Origin of the sequence: Roseibium album (assembly GCF_965233825.1) — a bacterium.
Classification (GTDB): domain Bacteria; phylum Pseudomonadota; class Alphaproteobacteria; order Rhizobiales; family Stappiaceae; genus Roseibium; species Roseibium album.
Genome location: NZ_OZ247583.1, coordinates 3,150,878 through 3,166,663 on the forward strand (window position 1 = coordinate 3,150,878; position 15,786 = coordinate 3,166,663).

At 56.9% G+C, this 15,786-nt stretch carries 17 protein-coding genes; 7 read left to right on the forward strand and 10 right to left on the reverse strand.

Annotated elements, in window-relative coordinates; translation table 11 throughout:
- Positions 1-63: 63 nt before the first annotated feature.
- A complete protein-coding gene (locus tag ACO6TI_RS14540; protein WP_158510324.1) occupies positions 64-678 on the reverse strand; it encodes a VPLPA-CTERM sorting domain-containing protein in 615 nt (204 codons plus the stop codon).
- A gap of 753 nt (positions 679-1,431) precedes the next feature.
- On the opposite strand from ACO6TI_RS14540, the gene ACO6TI_RS14545 reads away from it, so the two are divergent.
- A complete protein-coding gene (locus ACO6TI_RS14545) occupies positions 1,432-2,727 on the forward strand; it encodes an MFS transporter (protein ID WP_422385166.1) in 1,296 nt (431 codons plus the stop codon).
- A 160-nt stretch (positions 2,728-2,887) separates the two neighbouring features.
- On the opposite strand, the gene minE is transcribed toward ACO6TI_RS14545, so the two are convergent.
- The 3 genes from minE to minC are packed head-to-tail and all read right to left on the reverse strand — an operon-like array spanning position 2,888 to position 4,835.
- Entirely contained in the window at positions 2,888-3,148 is a 261-nt protein-coding gene (gene minE, locus ACO6TI_RS14550; RefSeq protein ID WP_029063613.1) for a cell division topological specificity factor MinE, read from the reverse strand.
- Positions 3,145-3,966 carry a septum site-determining protein MinD gene (minD, locus tag ACO6TI_RS14555; RefSeq protein WP_055112714.1) on the reverse strand — a complete coding sequence of 274 codons (822 nt, stop codon included), beginning with the start codon at positions 3,964-3,966 and terminating at the stop codon, positions 3,145-3,147. Before minD ends, minE begins: the two co-directional genes overlap by 4 nt.
- 53 nt (positions 3,967-4,019) lie before the next feature.
- Positions 4,020-4,835 (reverse strand): septum site-determining protein MinC, encoded by an 816-nt coding sequence (gene minC / locus ACO6TI_RS14560; protein WP_055111820.1) that lies wholly within the window; start codon positions 4,833-4,835, stop codon positions 4,020-4,022.
- A 342-nt stretch (positions 4,836-5,177) separates the two neighbouring features.
- Here minC and ACO6TI_RS14565 point away from each other — a divergent pair, with 342 nt between their 5' ends.
- Both ACO6TI_RS14565 and ACO6TI_RS14570 read left to right on the forward strand, forming a co-directional pair.
- Positions 5,178-5,510 (forward strand): hypothetical protein, encoded by a 333-nt coding sequence (locus tag ACO6TI_RS14565; RefSeq protein WP_144436087.1) that lies wholly within the window; start codon positions 5,178-5,180, stop codon positions 5,508-5,510.
- 229 nt (positions 5,511-5,739) lie between these two features.
- The gene (locus ACO6TI_RS14570; protein ID WP_055111825.1) at positions 5,740-6,660 is read left to right on the forward strand and encodes a DMT family transporter; all 921 of its coding nucleotides are present in this window, start codon (positions 5,740-5,742) and stop codon (positions 6,658-6,660) included.
- Between the two features lie 12 nt (positions 6,661-6,672).
- Here the strand turns inward: ACO6TI_RS14570 and ACO6TI_RS14575 are convergent, their stop codons facing one another.
- The 4 genes from ACO6TI_RS14575 to ACO6TI_RS14590 all read right to left on the reverse strand — a co-directional run bounded on the left by ACO6TI_RS14575 (position 6,673) and on the right by ACO6TI_RS14590 (position 10,552).
- A complete protein-coding gene (locus ACO6TI_RS14575; protein WP_055111827.1) occupies positions 6,673-7,818 on the reverse strand; it encodes an ABC transporter permease in 1,146 nt (381 codons plus the stop codon).
- Positions 7,815-8,753 (reverse strand): ABC transporter ATP-binding protein, encoded by a 939-nt coding sequence (locus ACO6TI_RS14580; protein WP_209013450.1) that lies wholly within the window; start codon positions 8,751-8,753, stop codon positions 7,815-7,817. Before ACO6TI_RS14580 ends, ACO6TI_RS14575 begins: the two co-directional genes overlap by 4 nt.
- Positions 8,750-9,706, reverse strand: coding sequence for an HlyD family secretion protein (locus ACO6TI_RS14585; RefSeq protein WP_055112718.1), 957 nt, complete (start codon positions 9,704-9,706; stop codon positions 8,750-8,752). The genes ACO6TI_RS14580 and ACO6TI_RS14585 overlap by 4 nt, the downstream gene beginning before the upstream one ends.
- Before the next feature lie 141 nt (positions 9,707-9,847).
- Entirely contained in the window at positions 9,848-10,552 is a 705-nt protein-coding gene (locus ACO6TI_RS14590) for a ParA family protein (protein WP_055112720.1), read from the reverse strand.
- A 395-nt stretch (positions 10,553-10,947) separates the two neighbouring features.
- Here ACO6TI_RS14590 and ACO6TI_RS14595 point away from each other — a divergent pair, with 395 nt between their 5' ends.
- Entirely contained in the window at positions 10,948-11,847 is a 900-nt protein-coding gene (locus tag ACO6TI_RS14595) for an alpha/beta hydrolase (RefSeq protein ID WP_422385167.1), read from the forward strand.
- A 64-nt stretch (positions 11,848-11,911) separates the two neighbouring features.
- Here the strand turns inward: ACO6TI_RS14595 and ACO6TI_RS14600 are convergent, their stop codons facing one another.
- Positions 11,912-12,820, reverse strand: coding sequence for a LysR family transcriptional regulator (locus ACO6TI_RS14600; RefSeq protein ID WP_422385168.1), 909 nt, complete (start codon positions 12,818-12,820; stop codon positions 11,912-11,914).
- Positions 12,821-12,904: 84 nt separating this feature from the next.
- Between ACO6TI_RS14600 and ACO6TI_RS14605 the strand changes: the two genes are divergently transcribed.
- Positions 12,905-13,051 carry a hypothetical protein gene (locus ACO6TI_RS14605; RefSeq protein WP_422385169.1) on the forward strand — a complete coding sequence of 49 codons (147 nt, stop codon included), beginning with the start codon at positions 12,905-12,907 and terminating at the stop codon, positions 13,049-13,051.
- A 46-nt stretch (positions 13,052-13,097) separates the two neighbouring features.
- On the forward strand, positions 13,098-13,760 hold the full coding sequence (locus ACO6TI_RS14610) for a class I SAM-dependent methyltransferase (RefSeq protein WP_055111833.1): 663 nt from the start codon (positions 13,098-13,100) through the stop codon (positions 13,758-13,760).
- A 257-nt stretch (positions 13,761-14,017) separates the two neighbouring features.
- Here the strand turns inward: ACO6TI_RS14610 and ACO6TI_RS14615 are convergent, their stop codons facing one another.
- Complete coding sequence (locus ACO6TI_RS14615; RefSeq protein ID WP_159100652.1) at positions 14,018-14,326, reverse strand: EthD family reductase; 309 nt, start codon at positions 14,324-14,326, stop codon at positions 14,018-14,020.
- A gap of 277 nt (positions 14,327-14,603) precedes the next feature.
- Between ACO6TI_RS14615 and ACO6TI_RS14620 the strand changes: the two genes are divergently transcribed.
- Positions 14,604-15,764 (forward strand): MFS transporter, encoded by a 1,161-nt coding sequence (locus ACO6TI_RS14620; RefSeq protein WP_422385170.1) that lies wholly within the window; start codon positions 14,604-14,606, stop codon positions 15,762-15,764.
- Positions 15,765-15,786 lie beyond the last annotated feature (22 nt).

Consider the following 15,786-nt stretch of genomic DNA (forward strand, 5'->3'; position numbering starts at 1 on the left):
AAATCCCGGAGCCCCTTTGACTTTGATTTCGTTCACGGGATCTACGATCCCGGAAATTGCAGGTTACGCGGACTTCCTGCGACGCACCAGCGCGAGCCCACCGACCGCGGTCACCAGAAGCAGAGCGCCGGCTGGGATCGGGACGGGTGTGGTTTTCAGGTTGGCAAACTCAAAAGCGTTGGAACCCGACGTGAGAACAATTTTCTGGAATGCGACATTCGTGACGCCGACCAGTGAAGCCAGAATGCCGCTTGGGCCTTTCACGTCATTGCCGTTGATGGTGTAGGTGCCACCACCTCCCAACAACGTAATCACCAGGTCATTGTAGCTGTCAGGAGATCCCCAGATCATGGACAGTCCGGTCTGGACCTTGTCAAATTCAAAGGTTGCCGAAGATCCGCCCTGCACCGAGCTGAAAACACCGTCGGTGTTCTGGTGGGACGTGCCCTCCCACGGAGATCGTGCGATCAACCCGCCGCCACCATTGAACTGGTTGCCGATCACGTTGTTAAAGTAGTTTCCTGTTGTTGACGTCGGTGCAATATTCGCAACCGGGGTCAGCGCTTCGATTTGAGCCTGATTGAGCCCTGAAAAGCTAAGCGTCGGAGCGGCACTGGCAACTGTGGAGGCAGCAAGAAAGATGGCTGCCGCAATTCCCGCGAAATTCAATGACTTCATGTTTAACGATCCCATGGTTAATTTTTCTTAGTCATACTTAGCATGGAAATACAACCGGGCAAGCACTTATTGCGTGCAGTAACGGAAGTGAAAGATTTGACGGGCAAATAGTCTCATTTTGAAACTGACAACTGCGTCAACCGTCCTGTGTGTGCACATTTACGCCTGTTCTCCAATGCATGAACCTTGGTCAAGCAAGCCCTGGGCCAAGTGACAGACATGGATCACAAACAAAATTCGTTCATTGCAGCCGGCTTTTTTCGAACAAATGCCTGTGTCACGAACAGGCCTTCGCAATTCGACAAGAGTTTCCAGTTATTGGAATGTGATCTTGTCGTATGAAAAACGAAGTCAAACGCAACAGAAATTCCACCCGGATCAATGATGGGAGGCGACGTTTTCAATCAACAGGAAGAGATGTATGCCAAGGCTCGCAGGGAATTCAGATACCCGGTCCGCAGCTATTGCGGTTGAGGCCGAAATACTTTCAGAAACTGGCAAATCACTTTATACAATTCCCGATAATGAACGTTGTGATGACACCAGCAATGCGACAGTGCGGCTGGCTGTCTATTGACCGACATGTTGTTTGAGCTTGTCAATTGTGCCGCTGGATATCGGCAGTGGCGCACAGGGTGACGGCGCAGACAGGATTGACCGTATGCTTTTTGCTTGCTGGCAAGAACACTTTGGCAGCTGGCGCAGGTCATCGGCAGCTGTGAATGGGGCGCCTGACCGCAGAGACGAGGTGTCATGACTGAGACAAAATCGAAACTGACACCCAAAGCCATTGTGGCCGCGTCCAGCGGCAACGTTCTGGAATGGTACGATTTTACGGTATACGGTTTTCTGGCTCCGACGCTGGCAACGCTCTTTTTCCCGTCGGAGGACAAGTTGGCCTCGCTCCTGTCCGCCTTTGCGGTTCTCGCGGTCGGGTATGCCGCACGGCCGATCGGAAGTGTTATCTTCGGACATATAGGTGACCGCATCGGGCGCAAGACGGCACTTATGATCTCCGTTCTGCTGATGGGAGGCGGGTCCTTTGCCATCGCCGCACTTCCGACCTATGAGGAAATCGGTATTGCTGCCGCCTTGCTTCTGGTTGCCATCCGCGTCGTGCAGGGAATATCCGTTGCCGGTGAGTACACGGCTTCCGGCGTGTTGCTTGTCGAGCAGGCGCGTGAGGGGCGCAGGGCCATGACCGGTGCATGGGTCGCCTTTGCCATGATGTGGGGTTGTGTTCTCGGGTCTGCCGTTCCGGCGGGTTTCAGCACGGTCCTGAGCACCGAACAAATGGCTGAGTGGGGATGGAGACTCCCATTCGCGATCGGTGGTCTTGTCGCGATATTCAGTGCGATCCTGCGCTTGAGCCTGACTGAAACCGTCAGGGCTGAAAACCCGGACGACAGGACGTCTCCCGTTCTGCAAAGCCTGCGCAATCACAAGGGGCTGATCGGACAGATGGTTTTGCTGCTGATACCAACGGCCGTGATCTATTTTGTCATCTACGTCTACGCGGTGTCTTACCTGGGGTCGGAAACCGGGTTTTCCTCTTCGAAAGCTCTCGACATCACGACAATCAATCTCATCGTCATGGCACTGTTCGTGCCGGTTTGCGGCATGGCAGCCGACAGGTTCGGATTTCGTCCGGTCTTTTTGGCCGGCGCGATCGTTACGCTTCTTGCGGCCGCACCCTGTTGGTGGCTGATGCACCGACCGGACACCATTTCGGTTTTTGCAGGCCAGCTCGGGTTGACGCTCAGCAGTACGGCCGGCTGGGCCCTTTCGGTCAGTGCGCTTACGATGATGGCGCCGCAACACCTTCGCTGCAGCGTTGTGGCGCTCGGTTACAATATTTGTATGGCTGTATTCGGCGGAACGACACCAATCGTTGCGACGTATCTTGTGAACAGGACCGGTGACGATTTTGCGCCGGTCTACTACATCATCATCGCGACGCTCGTTTCGATCCCGGTGATCTGGCGCCTGCCGAAACTGATCAGCAGCGTGGAGGTATACAGCGGCGACGAAACGTCAAGCAGGGCGTAACGGCCGGAGCGGGCGCCGCAGGTTGCCGTCTGCACATCGGGTCTGCTTGATCTGAGCAAGTCGCCGTTGAGAGACATTACAACAGGACGACGCCCCAAAGAGCTGTCAAACGCCAGAACACGAACCGGCCAGTCAGCCGGTTCGTGCCTGAAACAGTGTGTTAGGAAGCCTTCGCTGCCGGCAGCTCGATATCAATGCCGAGTGTCGTGACGTCGCCTGAACGGTCCATTTCAAGGCGTACGGAGTCCGGGTCTATGTCGACCCGTTTGGCAACAACGGCCAGGATATCTTCCCGCAGGCTCGAGATCAGAACGGCATCGGATCCGTCATCGGCCCGTTCGTGTGCCAGAAGGATTTGCAGCCGGTTTTTGGCAACAGAGGCGCTTTCGCCTCTTTTGCCAAAGAGGCTCAGGATGTTCATGCGGCCCTCCCTTTGAAGAGCTTGCCGAACAGGCTCTTCTTCTCTTCCGGGATTGTGACCGGGATGTTTTCCCCGAGCAGACGGCGCGTCGCTTCCATGTACGCTTTTGCAGCCGGAGAATTTTCATCCGACAACGTGACGGGGAGGCCGACATTGGACGCCTTCAGAACATCCTTGCTCTCCGGTACGACGCCGATCAGCGGAACCGAAAGAATGTCGACCACATCGTCAGTTGCCAGCATGTCGCCAGTCTTTGCGCGGTCCGTGTCATAGCGCGTGATCATCAGATGCTTGGGCATCCGGCCACCGTCTTCCGCAACCTTGGTCTTGGCATCGAGCAAACCGATGATCCGGTCACAGTCCCGAACGGAAGACACTTCCGGATTGGAAACGATGATGGCCTCGTCGGCGTGGCGCATGGCAAGTGTCGCTCCGCGTTCGATGCCGGCCGGGCTGTCGCAGATCACCCAGTCGAAATACATGCGCAACTCGTTGATGACACTGGCGACACCCTCCTCGGTGAGGGCATCCTTGTCACGGGTCTGGGACGCCGGCAGCAGGAACAGATTGTTGAGCTTCTTGTCGCGCACCAGGGCCTGCTTGATAGACGCTTCGCCGCGTACAACGTTGACGAGGTCGAACACCACCCGGCGCTCCGCGCCCATGATCAGATCGAGATTGCGCAGCCCGACATCGAAATCGATCGCACAGACCTGGTAGCCTTCTTTGGCAAGCGCCGAAGCAATCGCGGCGGTTGTGGTCGTCTTGCCAACCCCGCCTTTGCCCGACGTGACCACAACGACAGTGGCGTTGCTCATGGTGTCCGTCCCGTTTTTGACTTCAGTCCCGTCTCTCATTGGCAGGGTCCTGTTCAGTTCAGTTCTTCAAAGACCAGCGTTTCGTTCTCGAAGCGGATCTGTGCCGGTGAATTGCGTAAGGCGGCGTCGAAGTCGTCCGCGACCTTGTAAAGTCCGTTGATGGAGACCAGTTCGGCATCCAGCTTCGTGCAGAAAATCCTGGCATTGTCCTTGCCGGCAACGCCAGCAAGGGCCCGGCCACGCAGTGCCCCGTAGATATGGATGGACCCGCCCGCAATGATCTCTGCACCAGAGCTGACGGACCCGATCACCGTGACGTCTCCATCCGGATGGAGGATGCTCTGGCCTGAGCGAACGGGTTCGGGAATCACGATCGATGCACCTTCTTCCATTGGGGCAGGATCCGATGTCTCCGTGTCCGGTTTGGCAGAAGTATGGCCGTTGACTGATTGTCCGTTTACATCCCCGTCTTTCGAATTGACCACGGATGTTTCACTTGGGGCTGCGGCTGATGCATCAGCTGACTGGACCTCTTTGTTGTCTTCGTCACTGACATTGCCTGGCTCGGGCACCGCCACATCTGAAGCAAGCCGTCCGCCGCCAAAGCTCGGCGGCATGCCTTTCTTGAGGCGCGTCCCGGACACGCCGTCTATTCCCATGACGCGGATCGAGCGCTCGTTCAAACCGTCGAGGAGCTGTTCCAGATCCTCGATCGGGATGTTGGTGCCTCGAACATCAAGGATGATCGGCCGGTCGATGAAAAAACCCGGCGAGCGCGATATGATCCGGTCAACTTCCTTGAACCACGCATCGAAGGGTTGCTCAGGTGAAAGCACGATCGCAATAAAGGATTTTCCCTTGAACTTCATGAACGGGGTCCGGCGGCATGTCAGGTCGGTTGATTTGGTCAAATAAACCTACCATTAACCGAACCTGACATTCCGGCAGCGGTCCGTTTTCCACCGATATCGATTTTGTCGAGCAATTTCAGATAATTGACGGTTCAACCTATACGTAGGATCAATAGACGTCCGCTATGCTCGCGAGAACTACCGAGAGCGGCTGCGAGAATCATCGTTATGTTCCGGCGCTCAAATCCTTTGCCGATGAATGATTTAACTAAAATCTTGTAAAATGCTGGAATTTCGCCATATTGCAGCGCACTATATGGAGGTGGATGTGTACGGACGTTCAACGTCTGGGGTGAAAAGATGAGTAATTTCAGTGATATGGTCAAGTACATCGGTCTGTCGATAGACGAGGCCGCTGCTGCTCTTGACGTATCAAAAGATGAAATTGTTCGCTGGTGCGACACAAGCGAAGCACCCCCCTTGCATATCTGGCAGTGCCTTGTCCGGATGCTGGACGAGATCCGCATCTCCGCGGAAGAGGCCGCCAAGTCAGCGGATCTGGATCAACTGGAAGCATCGGATCTAAACCGCGTCAACCTGACAGTTCCCGGACAGGCCGCTGCAGAATTCGATGGACCCAAACGCGCGGCAACCGCGATGGCTGTGGCAACTCTGGCACGGGTATTTGTCTGACATTGACCGAGTTGACCGGAATTGATGGTTACTTGCTGTAGATTTCGCAGCTTGGAGCAACCAGCGGGTCTTTGGCGATTGCACGCTTTCTGGTAACTAGGGTCTGGAGCGGCGTCATTGACGGCCTCCGGCATGCGAACCGGAAAACTTCTAGACGCGCTTCGTTCCTCGTGTCTTCGGGCTTGCGTCACAAGCGGGCCGATCTACCCAGCCGAAGAGGGCTTCAGCCATGTCAGCATTGCTCAGGGGACTCCTCGCGGCACTTGGGGCGTTCGCTCTTTTCTCAACCCACGACGCCGTTATCAAGTCGCTTGGCGGAACCTACCAGGTGTTCCAGATCATCTTTTTCTCAATGCTGTTTGCCTTTGTGCCGATGTCCATCATCATGTTGGCTGACAAGGCCATCGACAATTTCCGTCCACATTTTCCTGTCCTTGTTCTTTGCCGTGCCGGACTGAGCATCGTTGCGATGTCTTGCGGGTTCTACGCATTTACCGTCCTGCCTCTTGCCGAAGTTTATTCGCTGCTTTTCGCCACGCCGCTTCTGGTGACGGTACTGTCCGTTCCGCTCCTCGGAGAGACGGTCAGGATGCAACGCTGGGGTGCGGTGCTGGTCGGGCTGATCGGGGTCATGATTGTCCTGAGGCCGGGCGTTACCGAACTCACATGGGGGCACATTTCCGGGCTGACGGCCGCCGGTGCAAGTGCCATGTCATCCATCCTGGCCCGCAAGCTCGGTGGCAAGGAACGTCCCGCCGTCCTGATCCTGTTTCCGATGCTCCTGTCGATGCTGGTCATGTCGATGACATTGCCGATTGTTTATGTGCCCGTATCGCTTCCCGATCTCGGGTTGATGGCGGTTGTCGGCTTCCTGTCCGTGCTTGCGCAGCTTTGTATTCTCGGCGCCTACCGGGCCGCGCCAGCTGCGTTTGTCGCTCCCTTGCAATACAGCCAGATCCTGTGGGCAACATTGTTCGGAGCGCTCTTCTTTGCCGAAACGCCGGACCTTTACGTTGCCCTTGGCTCTTCGGTGATCATCCTGTCGGGTATCTTCGTGGTCTGGCGCGAAAGCAGGGAAAATGTCTCGGATCAGACACCGGTCCTTCGAACCGCGAACCCGCGGGTCGACACGGGGCCGCAGCCGAAATGAATCCGTGTTTGCTCAGTCCAGCCGCTTCTTGAAACGAAGGGCGGCGACCGTCATGCCGAGAACAAAGAAACCGCACATCCAGAGGACATCGCGATGCAGGTCGACAAGGCCGGCATCGCGCAGAACGAACCCGCGCACCATGCGCATGAAATGGGTGGCGGGAAAGGCCTCTGCGATGTACTGCGCAATCAACGGCATGCCTTCATAGGGGAACATGAACCCGGAAAGCAGGATTGACGGCAGCAGCACGAAGACGGTCATCTGGGTGGCCTGGAGCTGGCTCTGCGCGATGGTTGACAGCACCAGACCGAGTGACAGGCTCGCACCTATGAACAGCAGTGTTCCGATCAGAAGATCGAGTGTCTTGTCGCCGAAAGGCACGTTGAAGAGCATGTGACCCAGACCCAGAATGATCACCGTCTGCAGCAGGCCGATAAAGATATAAGGGATGATCTTCCCGATCATCAGTTCCATTGGCCTTACAGGGGTGTTGATCAGCATTTCCATGTTGCCACGCTCGCGTTCGCGCACGATTGCCGCAGACGTGAACATGATCATTGTCATGGTGAGAATGATGCCCACCAGGCCCGGGACGATGTTTATGGCCGTCCGCTGCTCCGGATTGAAGAAGAGGGCAACTTCAAATGTCGGCGTGGATCGGTTCGGTGCCTGTCGGTTAAGCTCTGAAAGCGGCATCGACCGGAGTGATTTGATAGCCCCCGCTATCATCGTGTCGGAACCGTCGACGATCCATTGTGCCACCGGCCTGCTGGTTTCCTCATCCGTTGACGGCGGTGTGCCGCGGCCGACTGAAGGAGACCGCACGATCCGTTGCGACAGGTCTTCGGGCAGGACGAAAGCGGCGCGTACACGAGCGGACTTGATCGCCGCTTCGGCTTCTTCCGGGGTGCTCAGGCGTTCGGTTACCTTGACCACTCGCGTGGCTTCCACCATCTGGATCAGGATACGGCTGAGCGCTGTCTGGCTCTGGTCGACCACAGCAACGGGAATGTCGCGGATGTTGGTGTTGATGGCATAGCCGAAAAGGATCAGCTGGATCAGCGGGATCATGATCACCATGCCGAAGGTCATCCTGTCACGGCGGAGCTGTGCCAGTTCCTTGAGGAAAATCGCGGAAATGCGGGACAATGACCTCATTGGCGGCCTTCTCCGGTTGCCGTCACGAAAACGTCCTCGAGATTGGGTCGAACCTGCTCGATCAGCGTTGCACCGTCGGTTTCCGGTTTCTCCTTGAGGAAGGACTGCGGGTCCCGAATGTCGTCATCCACCAGCACCCGCAAGCGGGCACCCAACTGGGCGGCCGCCATGACACCGGCCGTTCCCAGAAGGTGACGGCGGATCTCGCGGAGGTTCGGGCCTTCTATTTCAACCACGTTGGCGCCCATCGCTGCCATCAGTTCCTTGGGTGCGCCGTCGGCCCGCTTCTGGCCCGCTTCCAGGATTGCTATCTTGTGACAGCGCTCCGCCTCGTCCATGAAATGCGTTGTCACGATGATCGAGGTACCGTTTTCCACGAGGTCGAACAGCTGCTCCCAGAAATGCCGCCGGGATTCAGGGTCGACCGCAGAGGTGGGTTCGTCCAGGAACAGCAACTGCGGCTCGTGCAACACGGCGGTTGCCAGGGCAAGACGTTGGCGCTGGCCACCGGACATCTTGCCGGCGAACCGGTCCTTCAGGTCCGTCAGTTCATACCGGTCCATCACTTCCCGGATGCGGTCCTGGCGCTTTTTTCTCGGCAGGCCGTAAATCGTCGACATGAAATTGAGATTTTCGAGAACCGTCAGATCGCCGTAGAGCGAGAATGTTTGCGTCATGTAGCCGATCTTGTATTTCAGCGTCTCCGCATCCTTTGGAACGGACAGGCCCAGCACCTCGACCGTGCCCTCGGTAGGTGTCAGTAGCCCTGTCAACATGCGCATGGCAGTTGTCTTGCCGGAGCCGTTGGGACCGAGAAAGCCGTAGATCATGCCGCGCTCAATCGTGAGGTCGAGCCCGTCGACCGCACGGAAGTTCTTGAATTTTTTCACCAGCCCTTCAGCCCTGACGACGATGTCCGACGCAGGCGCAATCACGGAAGCACCACCTGGGCAGGAACGCCGTTCGGCAGATCGGACGCGCTGTCGGGAAGTTGTATCTCTGCGACATACATCAGCCGTGCGCGTTCAGACTGATTGAGAGCATAGTAGGGCGTGAACGAAGGGTCGGAGCTGATCCAGCGGACATGACCTTCAATGGACGCGTCGAGGCCGTCAACCCTGACCTTGAGCTTGTCGCCTTCCTTGATCTTGACCCGGTGCGGTTCCGGGACATAGACGCGTGCATAGGGCGCATTGCCTGCAAGCAGAACGGCAACGGGACTGCCTACGGTGACGCGTTCTCCAAGGTTCCATGGCAGGTTGTCCAGGACACCGTCACGGGAGGCCGTGATTGTCAGGTCCGATAAGATCGTCATCTGGGTCATGAGACTGGCCTCGGCGGCGGCAAGTTCCGCGCGGGCGATGTCGATATCCTCCGGCCGGGACCCCGCCACAAGTTCCTTCAGCTCTTCTTCGGCACTTTTCAGGCTGGCCGCCGCTGCATCCCGACCGGCCCGCGCACTGTCAAGTTGTGCCTGGCTGGTGGTGCCACGCCCCGTCAGGTTGCTGTAGCGCTGGAAAGAGGCCTCTGCATCGACCAGTTCAGCGTTCGCTCCGGCGACATTTGCGCGGGCTTTTGCAATATCTTCTTCTCGTGAGCCGTTGAGCAGCTTTCGCAGATTGGCCTTCGACTTTTGCACTTCGGCCTGCGCCTGGTTGACGACGGCCTGCTGTTCTGTCGGGTTCAACTGAGCGAGAACCGTTCCCGCCTCGACAAACGTTCCCTGCGGAATGGGCAGGTCGATCAGCACCTCGTTGGCAGTGGCGGTCAGAGCCACCCGGTCTCGTTCTAGCGACCCGAGCGCCACGTCGCTCTCCTCGCCGAAACACCCTGCCAGGAAGAGGCAGGCTGCACTCACCCGAGCTGAACGGACAAGAAACAACAACATGACTTTCTCCACAAGATCAGCAACATGGACCGGACACAATTCTAAGCAGCTTCACACTAGTCCGATCACGCCAGGCAAACCACTGGCCAAAACGTAAAAAGCCGGGCACAGCCCGGCTTCTCGTATCAGTGCGATCACAAGTCAGCTGGCGCGCTTGAAGATGTTGTACCAGCGTTTCTTCGGCACCGTGATTGCCCGCTCAAGGATCTCCGCTGCATAGAGCGCAGCATTTTCCCGGGCCTTGGCAACACCGGACACCACCGATGCGTCGAGGTTTGCAAGCCCGCCACCGAACTCGAACAAATCGCGGAAAGCCGCCCGTTCGACAATCGGTGTCATCAACACGTCGATATTCTGGGTGGACAGGAACTCCTGAACCGATTTCATGGCGCGTGTTGTAACGGCTGCGTTTGTGCGCGTCAGAACGACACAATGCTTGATGTCCTGCCGGACGATCTTTTCAAGTTTCTTGATCAATGTCAGGATCTTGGCGCCGCCACGCGCGTCCATCGAAGAACCCTGGATCGGGACGACCACCAGATCGGAGACCGACAGCGCGTTGGCAACGATCAGATTTTCGGTGCCTTCCAGGTCGACAATCACATAGTCGGAATATTCGGTGGCGTGCGTGATCTGCTCTGTGATGGAGGCCGGAGACATTTCGCTGACGACCGAGATGCCCGGACATGTCCTTGGTAGTTCAAACCACTTCGAGATCCACTTTTGCGGATCGGCATCGAATATGGTCACGCGTTTTCCTCGTGCCGCGACTTCTGTCGCCAGCAGCAGGGCGGCTGTGGTTTTGCCCGCGCCGCCTTTTGCATTTGCGAAGGAAATGACTGGCATCTGGGTTCTCCTGAACTTGCCGTGCATTGTCTTGCGGTTCGGTCTCTTTCGGACCTGTCTCATTGAAAATCTTGGGATTTTATGGTTACCAATTCCTTAAGTTCGCAATTTGCGAGGAAGTTATTCAAAGAGCCTTCCAGGGTGTGGATAAAGTTGCGAATTTCCTCCGTATTAATCGCAGTGTGGGTAGTCGATTTCGGAAAATTCCCGCGTTTTCACAAATTGAAAAAGCCAAAGCCCTGTTGGAAACAGCTACCTGTCGGGTGCGACTTTGGCGCCGGCCCGTGTAACGATGGCCGCCGGTTTTTGCCCGGGACGCAATTGCACTGCGCAGGCGTGGCGCGTAGGTTATCGACTGATTTGCTTGAACGCGTTGCCTGAACGAAGAGCCATTTATGCTGCACCGATTGATGTCTGCCCACTCGATGAGATTGTTTTGTGGTGTCTTGCTGGGCGCTGCCATTGCATGTTCAGGAACAGCGCAGGCCGATGTTCTGAAGCCGTACAAGGATCGTCTCTTCAGATACAAGAAGGTCTCCGAGACGCTCTACGACGGCGACTTCATCGTTGTAGAATATTCCAAGCAGCGTGATCTGCGTGACCGGGACGAAGTCGACGAACGCAAGGTGTTCGGCAACTATGTCTCCTACAAGCCCAAGCGGGGCAGGGGCAGCGCCGAACTGCAGGCCAACGGCCGGACGATCCAGTATATGGGGACCGGAAAGTGGAAGGGCGGCGCAAAGGCCATTGTCATCTATATCCACGGCCAGGGCGGCAACCGCTTCCAGGGCATGAACGACGTTTCCTTCGGCGGCAATTTCAACCGTGTGCAGAACCTGATGGTGCGCAATGGCGGTGCATATCTGACGGTCGATATCAAGAATTTCGGCAAGGGCGGAACAGCCGATGTTGCTGCCCTGATCCGGCATCAGAAACAACTCTCGCCTGGTGCAAAGGTCGTGGTGGCGTGCGGGTCCATGGGAGGCATCATCTGCTGGAACCTGGTGAAGAGCGCCAACTATTCCCGTCTGGTCAACGGCATCATGCTGCTCGGTTCGCCGAAGGATCCGAACTTCCTCTCGTCCGGGGGACTGTCGCGCAACGTGCCGATATACATGGGGCAGGGGACGCTCGACCGGGTCTACAACTGGGAAAGCCAGGCCAATTTTTTCAAGCAGATCAAGTCAAGGGCACCCAACTACCCGATTCGCTTCACGCTGTTCGACACAGGCACGCACGGCACGCCGATCCGCATGACAGACTGGCGCCTGGTGCTCAACTGGATGCTGGGATGACATGAAGCCCCGGCACGCGATGATGAACCGTCTGTGGTCGAGAGCATGATGCAAAGAACCGGGTTCAACCCACGACCGGTGGTCTGACCGCGAGCAATCCCTCAGCCAGATGATCAAACACCATCCGGATCCTGCGGCTGGTGTGAAGTTCCCGGTGCGTGACCAGCCAGATCGGAAACGTGATCGGCTCAACGTCCTCAAAGGCTGGAACAATTTCTGGGTAGCGTGCCGCGATCTCGTCGGCCATGATCGACAATCCGAACCCTTCACAGACATATTGCCAGGCAACGATGCCACTGGGCGAACCGAGATTTATGTTGGCCTCGCTGACATCGAGTCCGAAGACCCGCAGATATTTGACCAGTTCTTCATTATTGTCGTAGCCGACGAAGTCGAGATCCGCAGCGTCTTTCCTGGTTGGCTTTCTGCCGATTTTTTCCAGATAGGACCTTGCGGCATAGATCCGGGCGGGTGCTTCGCGCAGCTTGCGCGCATAGAGATCGGGGTGATCCGGTTCGACATGGCGCACGGCAATATCCGCCTCGCGCCGCCGCAGGTCGCTGAGGCTGTTGGTGCAAAGGACCTTGAGTTCGATGGCCGGGGCCTTGCGGCGCAAGTTCCGAAGGATGTTCGGCAGAACATTCGCTGCCATCAGATCTGTTGCGGAGATTGTCACCAATCCCTCAATCTGTTGGGATTGGCCGGACGCTGCAAGCGAGATCCGGCTGGCCGCGTCACCCATGGCACGCACGTGTTCGGCAAGCTCGATGCCGGCCTCTGTCAGAACGAGGCTTTTGGAAACCCGTTCGAACAAGGTAACTCCAAGTGTTTCCTCCAGTGCGGCGACTTGACGGCTCAGGGTCGGTTGCGTCAGGCCTAGAGCGCGTGCCGCAGCCGACAGGGATCCTTCCTCTGCCGTCACGAGAAAGGCCCGGGCATGGTTCCAGTCGAAGGTGATGCTTTTCCAGTTCATGCATTTTTGTATATCACCTAGCGAGATTTCGGCAATTTCCATTCGTTTTTGGAGAGGTTAGAAGGGACGCAAGGAGCGCTTCAGATGAGCCTGCACACTTTAGTTTCGCACCTGGCAAATACTGCGATTGCCGTGCTGGAATTCCTGGCCTCGCCAACCGGCGGCAGGGATCTCGGCCGCGGTCTGCTTGAGCGCCTCGGCCTTCGCGGCAGCGCTGGAAGACGCAAATAAACAGGGCGTTTCCCGTCCTTTTCCCGAATTTTGAGAAAGCCCTACCATGGCAGTTGCATGGACGAACGACATGACATCATCGACCCGTTTTTGGGACAAGACGGCACGTAAATACGCTGCTTCACCGATCAAGGATGAGGACGCCTACCAAAAGACGCTGGCCCGCACGCTCGAACACCTTGGACCAAAGGACAATGTGCTCGAACTTGGTTGCGGCACGGGATCGACTGCCCTGATCATGGACGGCAATGTCAGATCATATCTTGCAACGGACTTTGCTCCGGGCATGATCAGGATTGCGGACGAAAAGCTCGAAGCCGAAAAAACCAGGGGCAAGTTGCACGACGGCCTGCGTTTTCTGACCGCCGATGTTTTCAGCGAAAGCGTCGAAGTGCCTGAAGGTTACGACGCGATCCTTGGCTTCAACTTCCTCCACCTCGTCGAAAATCCGGAAGACCTTCTGGCACGCGTGCACGGTCTATTGAAACCGGGCGGGCTCTTTATCTCAAAGACGGTCTGTCTGGCGGACAAGGCCTGGCTGTTCGTGCCGTTGATCAAGGCAATGCAACTGGTCGGCAAGGCTCCATTCGTGCGCGTCTATTCCTTTGCCTCGGTGGAAGACATGATCAGCCGGACAGGGTTCGACATTATCGAAACCGGCACGTACCCGGAACCGCGCAGCAGGTTCATCGTCGCGCGGAAGGCCTGATTGCGCTGTTTGCACCGGGACGTCGTGGCGAATGTGGAGATCCGGAAATGTTCCCGGGTACCGCACTTCCGCATCCTCGAGGTCCGAAACTACCCAGGCCCGCAGCACGAAGGTGTCGACACTTACCGTGCTGTTTCCGCGTTGAGTTGACAAAGGGGCGGCTTTGTCGGCTTTCGGCAACCTGTGCAGAAAACGTCTTTGGTTGGAAACTCTGATTTCAGGAAAGGGGCGGCACCTTCATGCCGTACTTTCCCTCGTCATTGGATCGTCTCACCAATCAGTATCGTCGGTCGGCCGTTATAATAATTGGGAATGTCGTCCAGGATTGCTTGCGAATTTGCAAGCGCGCCTTGCAGGACATCAAGCGATGCGACGCTGAGTGTAAACACAGCGAAATATCCCGGCGGAATGTCGGGGCCACCAGCAATGCCCCTGGAGGCTGACATGCTCTCGGCGACGTCGCCCAGGCCGTCACGTACCAGCTTCATGTGGTGCCCGGCATAATAGTCATGATCAAATGTAAGGCCTTCGCCCGTCGGATACATAACGTGGAGTGTTGCGCTCAACTCGGTCCCCTTTTTTGCAATAGCCAGAGCCTGTCGGACATGGTCGGCATGGTCAAGAACTCGGGCTGAAATAGTCCGCCTGGGACTTGAAACCGGTGTTCGGTGGAGCGGATAGCTCACGACCTGCAGAAGGGATTACGTGACACGGAAAACCTGCAGCTTAAAAACGCTCAAAAGATTTAAATCGATTGAAATGACCCATTTCTGCGGCTTGCGGTGCCGTGAAGCGAGTGTTACGTAGGAGGCGCTCCCTCTGGCGCACCCAAGAAAGTCCCTGATGCTCGTCCGTGACCGCGCTTTTTTCACGTCCATGTTCCTGACGGTTCTGGCCGACCAGATCCTGCTCTTTCTGGTGCCTCTGGTCATTTTCCAGATAACCGGAAACGTCGCCTGGTCCGGTCTGGCATTTTTCTTCGAAACGTTGCCGCGCTATCTCACCTTTCCAGTCGCCGGCATCCTGTGCGACAGATTCAACCCGATCCTGCTTTTGCGGATCAGCCGTATCGCAAGGGCTGCCGTCTGCCTTGTCGGTATCGCCGGTCAGATCGTGTTTGGCGGGGTCTGGTGGTTGATCGGTCTGTCTGCGCTCGTAGGCATTTTGACGACCCAGGGCATGCTTGCACTTGAAATGGTACTGGTCCGTGGTTTCAAGGACCAGCGGTTTGAAAAGGTGGCAAGCTACAGTCAGATTGCCTCGCAGATGGGTGTTGTCCTGGGGCCGTTGACGGCAGCCTACCTGATGGCGCTCTGGCCTTGGGAAACCGTTGTCTTCGTGGCGACGGGCCTGTTTTTCCTCGCTGACGGTATTTTCATGATGTGGCGCGGACAGGAACGCCTGGAAGGACAACCGGCTGGGGAGCGCCGGCATCCGGTTGCTGACTTGACGACTGCGCTTCGGCTGGTCTGGCAACTGCCTGGGTTGACGCGTGCGATCCTGCAGGCAGCCGGCGTCAACCTGATCATCGGTGCGACACTGGCAACAGCTGCGGCGATGATGACGGGATTTTTCGCCCAGAGTGAACAGACCTATGCCTGGCTGCAGGTTGGTGGAGCCGTTGCAACCCTTGCCGTGCTGACGCTGACCGCGCATGTCCATCTTGGGCTCAACACACTTGGAAGAACAGCCTATGCCTTCATCTGTCTTGGTGCAGTTCTGACGGGTCTCGGCGCGCATCCGCTGATCTACGCAGCCGGTTTTCTCCTGATCGCCGGCTTCGACAAGATGTTCAACATTTCTGTCCGTACCCTCCGCAAGGAGATCATTCCACCGGCCGAATTCGGCAAGACCACCGGCATCATCATCTGCCTCAACAATCTGTCTCAACCGCTTGCCGGTCTGGTCGTGGCGCTCTTTGCCGCCGGGGACGACGCACGCACCGTTCTGCTGGCTCTCGCAGGTACAATGGCGGTACTGGGAGTTTTGACGTTTCGTCGCTGACAATTCTATTTGCCGGCAAAAA

Bases quoted from the DNA above. Each gene is read 5' to 3' on its own strand.
- ACO6TI_RS14605 (WP_422385169.1), top strand. From the start codon at position 12,905: ATGAGCCTGCACACTTTAGTTTCGCACCTGGCAAATACTGCGATTGCC.
- ACO6TI_RS14600 (WP_422385168.1), bottom strand. From the start codon at position 12,820: ATGAACTGGAAAAGCATCACCTTCGACTGGAACCATGCCCGGGCCTTT.
- minC (WP_055111820.1), bottom strand. From the start codon at position 4,835: ATGAAGTTCAAGGGAAAATCCTTTATTGCGATCGTGCTTTCACCTGAG.
- ACO6TI_RS14585 (WP_055112718.1), bottom strand. From the start codon at position 9,706: ATGTTGTTGTTTCTTGTCCGTTCAGCTCGGGTGAGTGCAGCCTGCCTC.
- ACO6TI_RS14540 (WP_158510324.1), bottom strand. From the start codon at position 678: ATGAAGTCATTGAATTTCGCGGGAATTGCGGCAGCCATCTTTCTTGCT.
- ACO6TI_RS14545 (WP_422385166.1), top strand. From the start codon at position 1,432: ATGACTGAGACAAAATCGAAACTGACACCCAAAGCCATTGTGGCCGCG.
- ACO6TI_RS14595 (WP_422385167.1), top strand. From the start codon at position 10,948: ATGCTGCACCGATTGATGTCTGCCCACTCGATGAGATTGTTTTGTGGT.
- ACO6TI_RS14610 (WP_055111833.1), top strand. From the start codon at position 13,098: ATGGCAGTTGCATGGACGAACGACATGACATCATCGACCCGTTTTTGG.
- ACO6TI_RS14575 (WP_055111827.1), bottom strand. From the start codon at position 7,818: ATGAGGTCATTGTCCCGCATTTCCGCGATTTTCCTCAAGGAACTGGCA.
- ACO6TI_RS14570 (WP_055111825.1), top strand. From the start codon at position 5,740: ATGTCAGCATTGCTCAGGGGACTCCTCGCGGCACTTGGGGCGTTCGCT.
- minE (WP_029063613.1), bottom strand. From the start codon at position 3,148: ATGAACATCCTGAGCCTCTTTGGCAAAAGAGGCGAAAGCGCCTCTGTT.
- ACO6TI_RS14620 (WP_422385170.1), top strand. From the start codon at position 14,604: ATGCTCGTCCGTGACCGCGCTTTTTTCACGTCCATGTTCCTGACGGTT.
- ACO6TI_RS14565 (WP_144436087.1), top strand. From the start codon at position 5,178: ATGAGTAATTTCAGTGATATGGTCAAGTACATCGGTCTGTCGATAGAC.
- minD (WP_055112714.1), bottom strand. From the start codon at position 3,966: ATGAGCAACGCCACTGTCGTTGTGGTCACGTCGGGCAAAGGCGGGGTT.
- ACO6TI_RS14590 (WP_055112720.1), bottom strand. From the start codon at position 10,552: ATGCCAGTCATTTCCTTCGCAAATGCAAAAGGCGGCGCGGGCAAAACC.